This window comes from Streptomyces sp. NPDC056144, assembly GCF_042264145.1.
In the GTDB taxonomy this organism is placed as follows: Bacteria; Actinomycetota; Actinomycetes; order Streptomycetales; family Streptomycetaceae; genus Streptomyces.
The window spans coordinates 125,058-139,375 of sequence record NZ_JBHJVF010000012.1 but is presented as its reverse complement, the minus strand read 5'-3'; the positions used below and the strand labels follow the sequence as shown (position 1 = coordinate 139,375).

Sequence of the window (14,318 nt, the reverse complement as noted above, 5' to 3'; positions counted from 1 at the left end):
TGACCCCGTCACCGCGCCTTTCGCAGTGGATCCGTGTGCCTACGTCTTCGGACCGGAAGGCGTCGGTGGATGCGGGGCTCCTCGACCGCTTCGGCAGAGACCGTCCGGCCGATGATGTCGCCCGGCGCGGCGGCCCGTGGGCCCGGGAGAGGTCGAGGGCCGCCGTGTGGCCACCACCCGTACCCCGAGATTGTCCGGCTCGGAAGGTCGTCCACACGGTTGGGCCCGCGCCGGAGAAGGCGCAAGAGACGGGCGAGAAGGTCGACCGCGGTGTGGGTGGTGCCCACCGAGAAGCCGAAGCCGTGGATCCGCATGTGGTCGGCGCTGCCGACCCTCCGGCCCTGCCGGTCGGGGCCGCGCTTCAGAGCCGGAGCAGTCCGAGGTCCTGGCGCGGACGAGGCTGGTCGGCGATGGAGAAAAGGTGTAGCTGCCCGCGCCGAGCAGAACGACGGCGACGGCGAGGGCGAGGGCGAGCGCAGTCTGCCGTCGGCCCGGGGGCGCAGCGCGGCGGTGCGTGCGCGCGTGGGGCTCGGCCGGAACGCGGGATCAACCTTCCGGTTGACGCCCAGTCATATCCGACAAGCGGTCAGTGCGGGTGATTTGAGGGCCTGATGGCAACTTTTCGATCACTCCGGATACCGTTCTACGTACCAATCCGATCACCCTGATTCCTAAGCGATCAAGATCGCCTCTATAGTGCGGTCGTTCCCGCACCTCCCCTGCCTGCTCTCGAGAGTCCGGTTGATGTCGGCGTCACCCACCCCGTTCCGTCCTGCCCTGATCGCCTCGCTGCTGACCGCGGCAGCGGGCGGCGCGCTCACCGTCGCCGCGGTCACCGCGGCCCCGCCCGACATGCGTTTCCCCATCGCCTGGTTCGCCGCCTGCGGCGTTCTGCTGCTCTCAGCCGCCGCGTGCGCCGTCACCTGGTACGCGCGCGCCCTGCGGATCCAGACCAAGCGCGCCGAACGGCTCGCCGCGCAGGTCTCCTCCCAGGACGCCTACGCCTCCCACCGCCAGGCCGCCGCCGAGCGCGAGGCCGAGGCGCTGAAGGAGCGTCACGAAGCCAGTGCCGCGGCCGAGGCCGCCGCGCACGCCGCCAGCGCCGAGGCCCTCGTGGCCCGGCACCGCGCAGAGGCCGAGGAACTCGCGCGGGGCCACCGCGCCGAGGTCGAACGCCTTGCCGCCGAGCACGCCGCCGGTGCGGCGCGCCTGGAGGAGCGGGTCCGCCGCGCCGAGTCGGCGCGCTCCGCCGCCCTGGCCGCCGTCGCCAACGCGGCCGGCCGGATGCAGGCCCTGGCCACGAGCATGATGGCCGACCTGCGCGAGATGGAGCACCGGCACGCCGACGAGGACGTCCTCGCCGACCTGCTGCACCTCGACCACCGCACCGCCCAGGCGGGCCGGCTCGCCGACTCGGTCGCCGTCCTCACCGGCGCCCGCTCCGGCCGCCGCTGGGCCCGCCCGATCGTCATGGAGTCGATCCTGCGCGGCGCCATGGGCCGCATCGCCGGCTACCAGCGGGTCAGGCTGCACTCCAAGAGCGGGGCCGCCGTCGCCGGGCACGCCGCCGAGGGCGTCATGCACGCGCTCGCGGAGATCCTCGACAACGCCGCCAACTTCTCGCCGCCCAGCGCCGAGGTGCACGTGTACGTGGAGGAGGTCCCCGCCGGTGTCGTCATCACCGTCGAGGACAGCGGCCTGACCATGGGCGACGTCCAGCTCCGGCGCGCCGAGGCCGCCGTGGACGCCACCTCGCGGGACCTCGCCGGTCTCTCCGGCACCCGGCTCGGCCTGCACGTCGTCGGCCGGCTGGCCCGCAAGCACAACCTGTCGGTCTCCTTCCGGCCCTCCGCGCGCGGCGGCACCGGCGTCGTCCTGATGCTGCCCCAGGAAATCATCAGCCAGGGCCCCGAGGCCCCCGTCGCGCCCGCCCGGATGCCCGGCGTCCCGGCCTCGCGCACCGGCGGCGCCACCGCCCGGACCGTGACCCCGTCCGCCGCGGCCACCGCCTCCACCGCGAGCGCGCCCGCCGCCGAGCCCGAGGCCGACCACGCCTCCCCGGCCGACGGCGCCACCGGCCCCGGCGGTCCCGAGGGTTCCGACGGCCTCGTGCTGCCCCGGCGCAGCCGCGGCAAGACCCTCGCCGCGCACCAGGAGGCCACCCGCCCCGCCGCCCGGCCCGCGCCCCGCGCCGCCGACGCGGCCACCGCCTCGACCCGCTTCGGCGGCTTCCACCGGGCCGTGCGCGGCGCGGAGGCCCCCCGCGAAGAGGCCGCGGCCCCCGAGGGCGCCGCCCCCGCACCCGCAAGCAACGGCTCCGCGCCCGACGAGGCGGTCGCCCCCGCCGCGCCGCCGTCCTCGAACCACCCCCTTCCGGAAGGCGATCCGCGATGACCGGCACCACCACCGACGAGAAGCTGAGCTGGCTCCTGGAGGGGCTCCTCGAGCGGACCCCCGGCACCCGGCACGCCCTCGTGCTCTCCCGCGACGGACTCAAGCTCTGCCGCACCACCGGGCTCTCCGTCGACCAGGCCGACCAGCTCGCCGCGATCTCCGCGGGCATCCAGAGCCTGTCGCACGGCGCCTCCGTCGAGTTCGGCGACGGCACCGGGGGAGTGCGCTCCGCGATGGCCGAGTTCTACGGCGGCATCCTCTTCATCGTCGAGGCCGGCGAGGGCGCCCACCTCGCGCTCGTCGCCGACGAGGAGGCCGACGCCGGGCTCGTCGGACACAACATGACCGAGCTGGTCGAGCAGCTCGGCGAGCACCTCGTCGCGAGGCCCCGGGGATGAGCCGCGTCAGGCCGGGTCGGGACGACTCCCCCGACCGGCTCTACACCCTCACCGGCGGACGCAGCAGCTCCGGGTCCACCGCCTTCGACGTGGTCACCCTCGTCGTCGCCGAGTGCGACCCGGTGCCCGGCATGCAGTCGGAGCACGCGGCGATCCTGCGCCTCTGCCGCTTCCCCACCGCCGTGGTGGAGGTCGCGGCGGGGCTCGGGCTGCCCGTGTCGATCACCCGCATCCTGCTGGCGGACCTGCACGACACCGGCCGGATCAGCGCGCGGCACCCCCGCACCTCCACGTACCGCCTTCCCGATCACGACATCCTGGAGCAGGTGCTCGTTGGACTCCGTAACCTCTGAACCGCAGCCGGCCGCTCCCGCCCCCCGGGCCCTCGACAGCACCGCCGACAACGGGCTGAAGATCGTCGTCGTCGGCGGCTTCGGGGTCGGCAAGACCACCCTGGTCCGCTCGGTCAGCGAGATCCGCCCGCTGAACACCGAGGAGACGATGTCGCAGGCGGGCGAGGAGATCGACGACACCGACGGGGTGACGGCGAAGACCGCCACGACGGTGGCCTTCGACTTCGGCCGGATCAGCCTCGACGCGCGCAACGTGCTCTACCTGTTCGGCGCCCCCGGCCAGGAGCGGTTCTGGTTCCTGTGGGACCGGCTGTTCTCCGGGACGCTCGGCGCGGTCGTGCTCGTCGACACCCGGCGGATCGCCGACTCCTGGTACGCGGTGGACCGACTGGAGCACCACGGCACGCCCTTCGTCGTGGCCTGCAACGACTTCGGCGGCACCCCGCACTCCCCGGCCGACATCCGGGCCGCCCTGGACCTGGCCGAGGAGGTGCCGCTGGTCTTCTGCGACGCCCGCTCGCGCGAGTCGAGCAAGCAGGTCCTGATCGCCCTCGTCGAGCACCTGAAGGCGATCACCGAGCCCAGCGGGCGCCCGAACGCCGCGCACCCGCAGCCCCACCCCGAACCGATACCGGAGCCCGCCCCGTGACCCCCACCGAGCCCGCGCCCGTCCCGCTGAGCGGACCGCGGTTCCACACCGACCCGACCGAGCTGTACCGCCGGATCCGCCGCGAGCACGGCGCGGTCGCCCCGGTCCTGCTCGACGGCGACGTGCCCGCCTGGCTGGTGCTCGGCTACCGCGAACTCCACCAGGTCACCAGCGACCCGGCGCTGTTCTCCCGCGACTCCGACCTGTGGAACCAGTGGGACGCGATCCCCGCCGACTGGCCGCTGCTGCCGATGATCGGACGCAAGCAGCCGTCGATCCTCTACACCGTCGGCGAGCGGCACCGCGAGCGGGCCGGGGTCATCTCCGCCGCCCTGGAGGCCGTGGACCCCTTCGAACTCAAGCGGCGGGCCGAGCACTTCGCCGACGAGCTGATCGACGGGCTCTGCGGCAAGGGCTCCTGCGACATCATCGCCGAGTACGCGACGCTGCTGCCGGTCCGCGTCCTCGCCAGCATCTACGGCTTCGCCGACGAGCAGGGCCCCGGGCTGGTCACCGCCATGAACGACATGATCAACGGGCGGGAGAACGCGCTGGCCGGGCAGCAGCACCTCGCCGGGTCGATGGGCGCGCTGCTGGCGGCCAAGCTGGCCGAGCCCGGCGACGACGTGGCCTCCCGGATGCTCGGCAACACCCTCGGCTTCACCGTCGAGGAGGTCGCCCAGGACCTCATGGTGATGCTCGCCGCGGGCCACCAGCCGACCGCCGACTGGATCGGCAACTCGCTGCGCCTGATGCTCACCGACGACCGCTTCGCCGCCTCCCTCTCCGGCGGCCGGCACAGCGTCGGCGAGGCCATGAACGAGGTGCTGTGGGAGGACACCCCGACCCAGAACGTGGCTGGGCGCTGGGCCTCCCGCGACACCCACCTCGGCGGGCGCATGATCGGCCGGGGCGACCTGGTGCTCCTCGGGCTCGCCGCCGCCAACGCCGACCCGCACGTACGGGCCGACGCCGGGGCCGCCCTCACCGGCGGCAACAACGCCCACCTCTCCTTCGGCCACGGCGAGCACCGCTGCCCCTTCCCCGCGCAGGAGGTCGCCGAGACCATCGCGCGGACCGGCATCGAGGTGCTCCTCGACCGGCTCCCGGACGTGGACCTGGCGGCGCCCGAGGACAGCCTGACCCGCCGTCCGTCCCCGTGGCTGCGGGGACTGACCGCGCTCCCCGTCACGTACACCCCGACCCCCGCCCTTGGAGGCCACGCATGAGCTGCCCCTTCGACCACACCGCAGGTTCGGGTGCCGAGCCGATCGTCCTCGACCCCTTCGTCGGCGACCTCGACGGCGAGGGCGCCCGGCTGCGCGCCGCCGGTCCGCTGGCCCGGGTCGTGCTGCCCGGCGGCGTCCCCGTCTACGCGGTGACCCGGCACGCCGAGGCCCGCGCGCTGCTCACCGACGCGCGCCTGGTCAAGGACATCGGCGTCTGGGGCGCCTGGCAGCGGGGCGAGATCCCGCTGGACTGGCCGCTGATCGGCCTGGCCAACCCCGGCAAGTCGATGCTGACCGTGGACGGCGAGGAGCACCGGCGGCTGCGCACCCTGGTCGCACAGGCGCTCACCGCCCGCCGGGTGGAGCGGCTGCGGGCCGGGATCGATACCCTGACGACGGGTCTGCTCGACCGGCTCGCGGAGCGTCCGGACGGGGAGACCGTCGACCTGAAGGCCGAGTTCGCCTACCCGCTGCCGATGAATGTGATCAGCGAGCTGATGGGCGTGGACGCGGCGGACCACCCGCGGATGAAGGCGCTGTTCGACAAGTTCTTCTCGACGCAGACGCCGCCGGAGGAGGTCCCGCAGATGATGGCGGACCTTGGCGCGCTGTTCGCCGGGATCGTGGCGGCGAAGAAGGAGACGCCGGGTGACGACCTGACGAGCGCGCTGATCGAGGCCTCCGAGGACGGCGACCGGCTGACCACGGAGGAGATCACCAACACCCTCCAGCTGATGGTGGCGGCCGGCCACGAGACGACGATCAGCCTCATCGTGAACGCCGTGGTGGCGCTGGAGACCCACCCGGAGCAGCGGGAGCTCGTCCTCAAGGGCGAGGTGCCGTGGGAGAACGTGATCGAGGAGACGCTGCGCTGGTCGACGCCGACCTCGCACGTGCTGATCCGGTTCGCCGCCGAGGACATCGAGGTCGGCGGCCAGGTGCTGCCGAAGGGCGAGGGGCTCGTGGTGTCCTTCGGCGCGATCGGCCGCGACGAGGCCCAGCACGGTGAGAGCGCGGGCGCCTTCGACGTGACCCGCACCCCGAACCGGCACATCTCCTTCGGGCACGGCCCGCACGTCTGCCCGGGTGCGGCGCTGTCGCGCCTGGAGGCCGGGGTGGCGCTGCCGGCGCTGTACGAGCGCTTCCCGGGGCTGCGGCTCGCGGTGCCGCGCGAGGAGCTGCGCAACAAGCCGGTCGTGACCCAGAACGACCTGTACGACCTGCCGGTGCACCTGGCCTGACGGCCCGGCAGGGACACGGCGTCCGGACGGCAGACGGACACGGCGGTACGAAGACGGCCCGCGCCCCGGGGAGGAGGCGCGGGCCGTCCGCGCGGGCACCTGGGCTCCGGCTCAGCCGGCGGCGAGGAGGTTCAGCGTGTCGATCTCCAGGACGCCGGCCAGCGGGCCCTCGGCGGCGGTGCGGCAGGCCGCCAGGACGTCCTCTCGGGTCACCGGGACGGGCTCTGCTGCTGTCCTCGCCGGCCGGCCGGTCGTCTGGCCCAGGCGCTGACCCGCGCCCGCCAGATCGACCAGCAGCGGGAGACCGCGCTCGCCCTCCAGCGGGCGCTCCTCGGCCCCTCCCGGCTGCCCGAGGGATCCGCCGTGCGCTACGAACCGGCCGTCCGGCCCCTCGAAGTGGCCGGCGACTGGCACGACACGGTGCCGCTGCCCGACGGGCGCATCGGCATCGTCGTCGGGGACTGCGTCGGCCGGGGCCTCGAAGCCGCTGCGGTCATGGGTCAGCTCCGCAGCGCCTGCCGCCGACCGGCGGTCGCGCCTCTGCCCCGTGATTCGAGGCGGGCGCTCGGGGCATACGAGAGGCCCGGAGGAAGGGGAGGATCCGACATGACCACAACCGGTTCGTCGTGGGCCGCCGCGAGGCGGGCGGCACGGGGGGACGTCATACGCACGGGTGCCCGGGCGGGTTTCGCGGCGCGTGGTGTGCTGTACCTGCTCGTCGGTGTCCTGGCCGTACGCATAGGCCTGACGGGCACGAACGAGCAGGCCGACCGGGGTGGGGCCCTCTCCGAGGTCGCCGGGACGCCCTTCGGGGCCGGGCTGCTGTGGGCGCTGGGCGTCGGACTCGCCGGGATGGCGGCGTGGCGGCTCTCCGAGGCGCTCTTCGGCTCGGCGGGGCCCAAGGGCGACAGCGCGGGCAAGCGCGCCCTGTCCGGCGCGCGGTTCGTGTTCTACGGGGTCTCCTCGTTCCTCGTCCTGGCCTTCGCGGCCGGCTACCGGGGCAGCGGGGCCGGCACCACCGACCGGCAGAGCCAGGACATCACCGGACGCCTTCTCGCTCTGCCCGGCGGGCAGTGGTGGGTGGGCGCCGCGGCCGCGGGGTTTCTCGGCGCGGGCTTGTGGACCGCGGGCCGGGCGGCACTGCGCGCCTACCGCAAGCACCTCACGTGGGGCCGGATGACGAAGCCCCAGCGGCGGTTCATGGACGTGACGGGAATCGGAGGAGGCGTGGGGCGCGGACTCGTCTTCGGCGCGGTGGGCTACTTCGGCGTGCGGGCGGCGGTCACCTTCGACCCGAAGGAGTCCAAGGGCATGGACGATGCCATCCGCTCCTTCGCCCAGACGCCCGCGGGGCCGTGGCTCCTGGTCGCCGTGGCCGTCGGACTCGTCCTCTTCGGGGTGTTCTCCTTCGGCCAGGCCAAGTGGCGCGACGTCTGAGCCCGCACGCATCTCGGCGAGGCGTTTCCCTCACCATGCCGCGCGAAGCCAACCCGGCGACGGCGGGCGACGTCCACGGCGGCTTCGCCGCTCCGCGGGGGTGAGCGTGTCCAGGACCACCGGCAGAGCCGGCCCGACCGATTCGGCAAGGACCGCGTCGTCCTCGGGCGCCGCCCCGTCGTCCACGGTCACCACCAGGTCGGGCAGCCGGTTCTCGTACGACAGCACGGCCCGGTTCTTGCGCGACCGCAACACATCGAGGCCGCCTGTGATCACTCCCGGTTACTATGCTCACTTCATGCCGGAGGCCGGCAGCAAGGGGCGCGGCACCATCGACGGTCCGCTGGGGGAGCGTGGGAGATCGGCTTGCCGGCCGAAACTCCCCAGATTCTCCCCAGCGCTGTCGACCCGTTTTCCCGGCCTCTGCGCTCCGGAGAAGCCTTCCGTGGATTGCAGGGTTGAAGAGATGGGTGGCCTGGGAAAGTGTTGCAGGAAGTCGTAGCGACCCGCTATGTCACGCCGTTGCGTGAGGGCGGCTCGCTCCCCGGGATCGTCGAGGCCGACGACCTCGGTACGTACGTCATGAAGTTCACGGGCGCGGGGCAGGGCCGCAAGACCCTGGTCGCCGAGGTCATCTGCGGGCAGCTGGCCCGTCGGCTCGGGCTGCGGGTGCCGGAGCTCGTGACGATCCAGCTCGACCCCGTGATCGGCCTCTCCGAGCCCGACCAGGAGGTGCAGGAGCTGCTCAAGGCGAGCGGCGGCCTCAACCTGGGCATGGACTTCCTTCCCGGCTCGCTGGGCTTCGACCCGCTCGCGTACGAGGTGGACCCCCGGGAGGCCGGCAAGGTCGTCTGGTTCGACGCCGTGATCAACAACGTCGACCGGTCCTGGCGGAACCCGAACATGCTGGTCTGGCACGGCGACCTGTGGCTCATCGACCACGGCGCCACGATGATCTGGCACCACAACTGGCCCGGTGCCCAGGCCTCCGCCGCGAAGCCGTACGACGCCTCCGACCACGCCCTCGCGCCCTTCGGCCCGGACATCGCCGCCGCGGCGGCCGAGCTCGCGCCGCTCGTCACCCGCGAGCTGCTCGACGAGGTGGCCGCGGACGTGCCCGACGAGTGGCTGGTCGACGAGCCCGGCTTCGCGAGCACGGACGAGCTGCGCGCGGCCTACGTCGAGGCGCTGCTGCCCCGCGCGGCCACCATCCACGAGCGGATCACGCTCGGCCCCCGTACCGAGAACCGGCCCCAGCAGCCGCCCGGCTGGCTGGCCGAGCGTCTCGCCCCCCGGCCGCAGTCGGCCCAGCAGCCCACCGAGAAGGACAGCACCACGTGACCGACCGCGATGTCTTCGAGTACGCGCTGCTGCGCGTGGTGCCGCGGGTCGAGCGCGGCGAGTGCTTCAACGCGGGCGTGGTCGTCTACTGCCGTGCCCGTTCGTACGTGGCCGCCCGCACCCATCTGGACGAGGCCAAGCTCGCGGTCCTCGACCCGGCCGCCGACGTCGCCGGGGTCCGCGCGGCGCTGCGCGCGGTCGAGGGGGTCTGCCTGGGCGGCGAGGACGCCGGCCAGGCGGCGCGCGACGACGCGGGGCGCCGCTTCCGCTGGCTGATCGCGCCGCGCTCCACGGTCGTGCAGCCGGGACCGGTCCACACGGGCCTCACCGCCGACCCGGCCGCCGAGGTGGACCGCCTCCTCGACCTCCTCGTGCGCTGAGCGCACCCGCCCGGGGACGGGGAGTGACGTGGTGCACCCGGTGGGCCGTTGACACCGGGTGCCATCGCTTCTAGCGTCTCGTCCTGCGGTCGATACTAAGCGGTCGCTCATGTGCGGGACGCAGGAGCGGCGACCGGGAACGGCCGCGTCACGGACGATCCAAGGGCGAGGAGAACCAAGCATGTCCACCACCGAGCAGCGCGTAGCCGTCGTCACGGGTGCCGCACGAGGCATCGGCGCCGCCACCGCGATCCGCCTGGCGGCCGAGGGCCGCGCCGTCGCCGTACTCGACCTCGACGAGGCGGCCTGCAAGGACACGGTCGAGAAGATCACCGCCGCCGGCGGCAGGGCCCTCGCGGTCGGCTGCGACGTCTCCGACGCCGCGCAGGTCGAGGCCGCCGTCGCGCGCGTCGCCGCCGAGCTCGGCGCGCCGACCATCCTGGTCAACAACGCGGGCGTGCTCCGCGACAACCTGCTGTTCAAGATGTCGGAGAACGACTGGGACATCGTCATGAACGTGCACCTCAAGGGCGCCTTCCTGATGGCGAAGGCCTGTCAGAAGCACATGGTGGACGCGGGCTTCGGCCGGATCGTCTCGCTCTCCTCCTCCTCGGCGCTGGGCAACCGCGGCCAGGCCAACTACTCCGCCGTCAAGGCCGGCCTCCAGGGCCTCACCAAGACGCTGGCCAAGGAGCTCGGCAAGTTCGGCATCACCGCCAACGCCGTCGCCCCCGGCTTCATCGCCACCGAGATGACCGCGCAGACCGCCGAGCGCGTCGGCATGGGCTTCGAGGACTTCCAGGCCGCCGCGGCCTCGATGATCCCGGTCCAGCGCGTGGGCCGCCCCGAGGACGTCGCCAACGCCATCGCCTTCTTCGCGGGCGACGAGGCCGGCTTCGTCTCCGGCCAGGTCATGTACGTCGCCGGCGGCCCGCTCAACTGACGCGCCGACAGCAGCCAGAGCAGCCAGAGCAGTCAGAGCAGCGAGAGCAGCGAGAGGAAGAGGCGGGCATGACAGCGAACGAACGGCCGGAGCTCTCCGGCAAGGTCGCCCTCGTCACCGGCGCGAGCCGGGGCATCGGGTACGGCATCGCCGAGGCGCTCGTCGCCCGCGGCGACCGGGTCGTCATCACGGGGCGCGGCGAGGAGGCCCTCAAGGAGGCCGCCGAGCGCCTCGGCGCGGACCGGGTGATCGCCGTCCCCGGCAAGGCCCACGACCTGGACCACCAGGCCGCGGCCGTCGAGGCGGCGATGGACGGCTTCGGGCGGCTGGACTTCCTGGTCAACAACGCCGGTACGAACCCGGTCTTCGGCCCGCTGGCCGACCTGGACCTCGGGGTGGCCCGCAAGGTCTTCGAGACCAACGTGATCTCCGCGCTCGGCTTCGCCCAGCGCAGCTGGCACGCCTGGCAGAAGGACCACGGCGGCGCCATCGTGAACATCGCCTCCATCGCCGGTGTCTCCGCCTCGCCTTTCATCGGCGCGTACGGAATGAGCAAGGCCGCGATGGTGAACCTGACCCTCCAGCTGGCGCACGAATACGCGCCGCTCGTGCGGGTCAATGCCATCGCCCCCGCCGTCGTGAAGACGAAATTCGCGCAGGCGCTCTACGAGGGCCGGGAGGCGGAGGCGGCCGCCTCCTATCCGCTCGGCCGGCTCGGTCTCCCCGAGGACATCGGGGGCGCGGCCGCCTTCCTCACCTCGGCGCAAGCGGAGTGGATCACCGGTCAGACCCTCGTCGTGGACGGCGGTATTTTCCTGAACGCCGGGGTCGGGTGACCGATAACCGGACACTTTCCGGAATCCGTGTCCGGATTGGCCCCGGTTATACGTCGAATGCCTCAAGTGCCCCGCCAGGCTCAACGATTGACCTGGCGGGGTGCTGCGGTATCGTCGGCCGACCCGTGGCTGAACGAGGAGCGTGCACGTGTTCAACCGGACCAGTCTGCAGGCCGCTGCAGCCCTTGCGTCCATATCCCTGATAGCGGGATGCGGTGTCTTTTCGGACAGCGAATCCGCCGGGGAACAGAGAATCGTCATCGGTACGATGAGTTCTCCGACAACGCTTGACCCCGCCGCCGCCTGGGACAATTCCTGGGAGCTTTTCCGGAATGTCTTCCAGACGCTGGTGAGTTTCCCCACGGGCAGCACGTCCCCGCAGTCGGACGCCGCCGACTGCAAGTTCACGGACACCAGCAGCCGGGTCTTCGAGTGCAAACTCCTCGACGACCTGAAGTTCTCCAACGGCCACAAGCTCGACGCCGAGGCCGTGCGGTACTCGATCGAGCGCATCCGCAGGATCAACTACAAGGGCGGCCCCAACGGGCTGCTCGGCTCGCTCGACAAGATCGAGACCGTCGGCGCCCAGACGGTCGTCTTCAAGCTGAAGAAGTCCGACGCCACCTTCCCCTTCGTCCTCGCGACCCCCGCGATGTCGATCGTCGACCCCGCCGAGTACCCGGCCGACAAGCTCCGCGTCGACGGCAAGGTCCTCGGCTCGGGCCCGTACGTCCTCGACTCGTACTCCGAGCGCGAGACGGCCGAGCTCACGAAGAACCCCACCTACAAGGGCTTCGCCGAGCGCAAGAACGGCGGCGTCACGATCAAGTACTTCGACGCGTCCGAGGCGATGGTCGAAGCGCTCAGGAAGAACGAGATCGACGCCACCTACCGCGGCCTCACCGCCGAGGAGGTCGTCAACCTCCAGGAGGACAAGCCCGAGAACAAGGGCCTCCAGATCGTCGAGTCCACCGGCGCCGACATCCGCTACCTGGTCTTCAACACCCAGGACCCGACCGTCGCCAAGCCGGCCGTCCGCAAGGCCATCGCCCAGCTCGTCGACCGCGACGAACTGGTCAACACGGTCTACCAGGGCACCGCCGAACCCCTCTACTCGATGGTGCCCAAGGGCGTCGCCGCCCACACCACGAAGTTCTTCGACGAGTACGGCATGCCGAACGTCAAGGCGGCCAAGAAGCTCCTCACCACCGCGGGCATCACCGAGCCCGTGAAGCTGAACTTCTGGTACACCACCGACCGGTACGGCTCCTCGACGGCCGCCGAGTTCACCGAGCTCAAGCGGCAGCTGGAGGACTCCGGTCTCTTCCAGGTCACGATCCAGGGCAAGCCCTGGAAGGAGTTCCAGGAGGGCTACCAGAAGGGCGAGTACCCGGTCTTCGGCCGCGGCTGGTTCCCCGACTTCCCGGACCCGGACAACTTCGTCGCCCCCTTCGTCGGCAAGGAGAACGTCCTCGGCACGCCGTACCTCAGCCCCCGCATCACCGACGAGCTGCTCCCCAAGTCCCGGCGCGAGAGCGACCGCGGGACCGTCACGGACGAGTTCGTCGAAGCCCAGGAGATCATGGTCCAGGACGTCCACCTGCTGCCGCTGTGGCAGGGCAAGCTGTACATCGCGGCCGGCGAGGACATCGGCGGTGCCGAGCGCGCCCTCGACCCGCAGACCGTCATGCAGCTCTGGGAGCTGAACCGCCTCGCCAGCTGGTAGCGGCCGCGGAAGGGCCGCCGGGGGTCACTGTCAGTGGCCCCCGGTAGGTTCGTGGACGTAGACAGGAACGTCCACCGGAGGTTGTTGACCGTGACCGACACCAGCATGCTGCCCGAGTCCTGGCGGGGTGTTCTCGGCGAGGAGCTGCGGAAGCCGTACTTCGCGCAGCTCACCGAGTTCGTCGAGGAGGAGCGCGCCAAGGGGCCGGTCTTCCCGCCGAAGGACGAGGTCTTCGCGGCCCTCGACGCCACCCCGTACGACCAGGTGAAGGTCCTGATCCTCGGCCAGGACCCGTACCACGGCGAGGGGCAGGGGCACGGCCTCTGCTTCTCCGTCCGCCCCGGCGTGAAGACCCCGCCGTCCCTGCGGAACATCTACAAGGAGATGCAGGCCGAGCTCGGCCACCCGATCCCCGACAACGGCTACCTGATGCCGTGGGCCCAGCAGGGCGTCCTCCTGCTGAACGCGGTCCTGACGGTCCGCTCCGGCGAGGCGAACTCGCACAAGGGCAAGGGCTGGGAGAAGTTCACCGACGCCGTGATCACGGCGGTCGCCTCGCGCCCCGACCCCGCCGTCTTCGTCCTCTGGGGCAACTACGCGCAGAAGAAGCTTCCCCTCATCGACGAGGAGCGGCACGTCGTCGTGAAGGGCGCCCACCCCTCGCCGCTGTCGGCGAGAAAATTCTTCGGCTCGCAGCCCTTCACCCAGATCGACGCGGCCGTGAAGGCCCAGGGACACGAGCCGATCGACTGGCGCATCCCCGACCTCGGCTGAGCCTCGGCCCGATCCGGGCCGGGTGCGGTTAGCGTCGAGTGTCCCAGTGGATGAGCGGCGGGTGGAGTTCGCGGTGACCGAGCGGCAGCAGATGTCGGACGACGGTGTCATGACCAGGATCGGGCAGGCCATGATGCTGCTCCACGGCGGGGACCGCGAGGAGGCACGGAACCGCTTCGGGGTGCTGTGGCAGGAGATCGGGCCCGACGGGGACCCGCTGCACCGCTGCACCCTCGCCCACTACATGGCCGACGCCCAGGACGATCCGGACACGGAGCTGGCCTGGGACCTGCGGGCGCTGAGCGCGGCCGAGGGACTCGCGGAGGAGCGGCTCGCCGCGCACGGCTCGGCGGTGGCTCTCCGCGCGCTCTACCCCTCGCTCCACCTCAACCTCGCCGCCGACTACGTCAAGCTCCAGCGCCCGGACGCCGCGCGGGTCCACCTGGACCGGGCCCGCACGGCGTCGGACACGCTCGACGACGACGGTTACGGGAACGGGGTGCGGGCCGCGATCGAGCGCCTGGAGATCCGCCTGCGCGCCATGTGACGGTCAGTCGGCGGGACCGTCGTTCGGCGCGCCGGGTCGGGCTGTTCCGGGGCGGACCGCGTCGGAACGC

The 14,318-nt window shown here is 72.2% G+C and carries 16 protein-coding genes; 14 read left to right on the top strand and 2 right to left on the bottom strand.

What is annotated here, in order from left to right; all coding sequences use genetic code 11:
- Positions 1-744: 744 nt before the first annotated feature.
- Genes ACFC0Z_RS28960 through ACFC0Z_RS28935 form a run of 6 tightly spaced genes read left to right on the top strand, consistent with a single transcriptional unit; the run spans position 745 to position 6,264 of the window.
- On the top strand, positions 745-2,394 hold the full coding sequence (locus ACFC0Z_RS28960; protein ID WP_376443970.1) for a sensor histidine kinase: 1,650 nt from the start codon (positions 745-747) through the stop codon (positions 2,392-2,394).
- The gene (locus ACFC0Z_RS28955) at positions 2,391-2,792 is read left to right on the top strand and encodes a roadblock/LC7 domain-containing protein (RefSeq protein WP_376443967.1); all 402 of its coding nucleotides are present in this window, start codon (positions 2,391-2,393) and stop codon (positions 2,790-2,792) included. Before ACFC0Z_RS28960 ends, ACFC0Z_RS28955 begins: the two co-directional genes overlap by 4 nt.
- Positions 2,789-3,145 (top strand): DUF742 domain-containing protein, encoded by a 357-nt coding sequence (locus ACFC0Z_RS28950; RefSeq protein WP_376443965.1) that lies wholly within the window; start codon positions 2,789-2,791, stop codon positions 3,143-3,145. The genes ACFC0Z_RS28955 and ACFC0Z_RS28950 overlap by 4 nt, the downstream gene beginning before the upstream one ends.
- A complete protein-coding gene (locus ACFC0Z_RS28945) occupies positions 3,126-3,794 on the top strand; it encodes an ATP/GTP-binding protein (RefSeq protein WP_376443962.1) in 669 nt (222 codons plus the stop codon). The genes ACFC0Z_RS28950 and ACFC0Z_RS28945 overlap by 20 nt, the downstream gene beginning before the upstream one ends.
- On the top strand, positions 3,791-5,023 hold the full coding sequence (locus ACFC0Z_RS28940) for a cytochrome P450 (RefSeq protein WP_376443959.1): 1,233 nt from the start codon (positions 3,791-3,793) through the stop codon (positions 5,021-5,023). Before ACFC0Z_RS28945 ends, ACFC0Z_RS28940 begins: the two co-directional genes overlap by 4 nt.
- Complete coding sequence (locus ACFC0Z_RS28935; RefSeq protein WP_376443956.1) at positions 5,020-6,264, top strand: cytochrome P450; 1,245 nt, start codon at positions 5,020-5,022, stop codon at positions 6,262-6,264. Before ACFC0Z_RS28940 ends, ACFC0Z_RS28935 begins: the two co-directional genes overlap by 4 nt.
- A gap of 111 nt (positions 6,265-6,375) precedes the next feature.
- Here the strand turns inward: ACFC0Z_RS28935 and ACFC0Z_RS28930 are convergent, their stop codons facing one another.
- Positions 6,376-6,678, bottom strand: a complete 303-nt coding sequence (locus tag ACFC0Z_RS28930; RefSeq protein ID WP_376444159.1) for a hypothetical protein — start codon at positions 6,676-6,678, stop codon at positions 6,376-6,378.
- 27 nt (positions 6,679-6,705) lie between these two features.
- Here ACFC0Z_RS28930 and ACFC0Z_RS28925 point away from each other — a divergent pair, with 27 nt between their 5' ends.
- Positions 6,706-7,701: a DUF1206 domain-containing protein gene (locus ACFC0Z_RS28925; RefSeq protein WP_376444157.1), complete on the top strand. Its 996-nt coding sequence runs from the start codon at positions 6,706-6,708 to the stop codon at positions 7,699-7,701.
- Between the two features lie 30 nt (positions 7,702-7,731).
- Here ACFC0Z_RS28925 and ACFC0Z_RS28920 read toward each other — a convergent pair whose 3' ends face one another.
- Positions 7,732-7,977, bottom strand: coding sequence for a hypothetical protein (locus ACFC0Z_RS28920; protein WP_376443953.1), 246 nt, complete (start codon positions 7,975-7,977; stop codon positions 7,732-7,734).
- Between the two features lie 207 nt (positions 7,978-8,184).
- On the opposite strand from ACFC0Z_RS28920, the gene ACFC0Z_RS28915 reads away from it, so the two are divergent.
- From ACFC0Z_RS28915 to ACFC0Z_RS28885, 7 genes are all read left to right on the top strand, one after another.
- Positions 8,185-9,042 carry a HipA family kinase gene (locus tag ACFC0Z_RS28915; protein WP_376443950.1) on the top strand — a complete coding sequence of 286 codons (858 nt, stop codon included), beginning with the start codon at positions 8,185-8,187 and terminating at the stop codon, positions 9,040-9,042.
- Entirely contained in the window at positions 9,039-9,422 is a 384-nt protein-coding gene (locus ACFC0Z_RS28910) for a DUF3037 domain-containing protein (protein ID WP_376443947.1), read from the top strand. The genes ACFC0Z_RS28915 and ACFC0Z_RS28910 overlap by 4 nt, the downstream gene beginning before the upstream one ends.
- A 181-nt stretch (positions 9,423-9,603) precedes the next feature.
- Entirely contained in the window at positions 9,604-10,365 is a 762-nt protein-coding gene (fabG, locus tag ACFC0Z_RS28905) for a 3-oxoacyl-ACP reductase FabG (protein WP_376443944.1), read from the top strand.
- A 68-nt stretch (positions 10,366-10,433) separates the two neighbouring features.
- Positions 10,434-11,201, top strand: coding sequence for an SDR family oxidoreductase (locus ACFC0Z_RS28900; protein WP_376443941.1), 768 nt, complete (start codon positions 10,434-10,436; stop codon positions 11,199-11,201).
- Positions 11,202-11,349: 148 nt separating this feature from the next.
- Positions 11,350-12,927, top strand: coding sequence for an ABC transporter substrate-binding protein (locus ACFC0Z_RS28895; protein WP_376443939.1), 1,578 nt, complete (start codon positions 11,350-11,352; stop codon positions 12,925-12,927).
- A gap of 90 nt (positions 12,928-13,017) precedes the next feature.
- Entirely contained in the window at positions 13,018-13,701 is a 684-nt protein-coding gene (gene ung, locus ACFC0Z_RS28890; protein ID WP_376443936.1) for a uracil-DNA glycosylase, read from the top strand.
- 91 nt (positions 13,702-13,792) lie between these two features.
- Complete coding sequence (locus ACFC0Z_RS28885) at positions 13,793-14,248, top strand: hypothetical protein (protein WP_376444155.1); 456 nt, start codon at positions 13,793-13,795, stop codon at positions 14,246-14,248.
- The last annotated feature ends 70 nt before the right edge of the window (positions 14,249-14,318 follow it).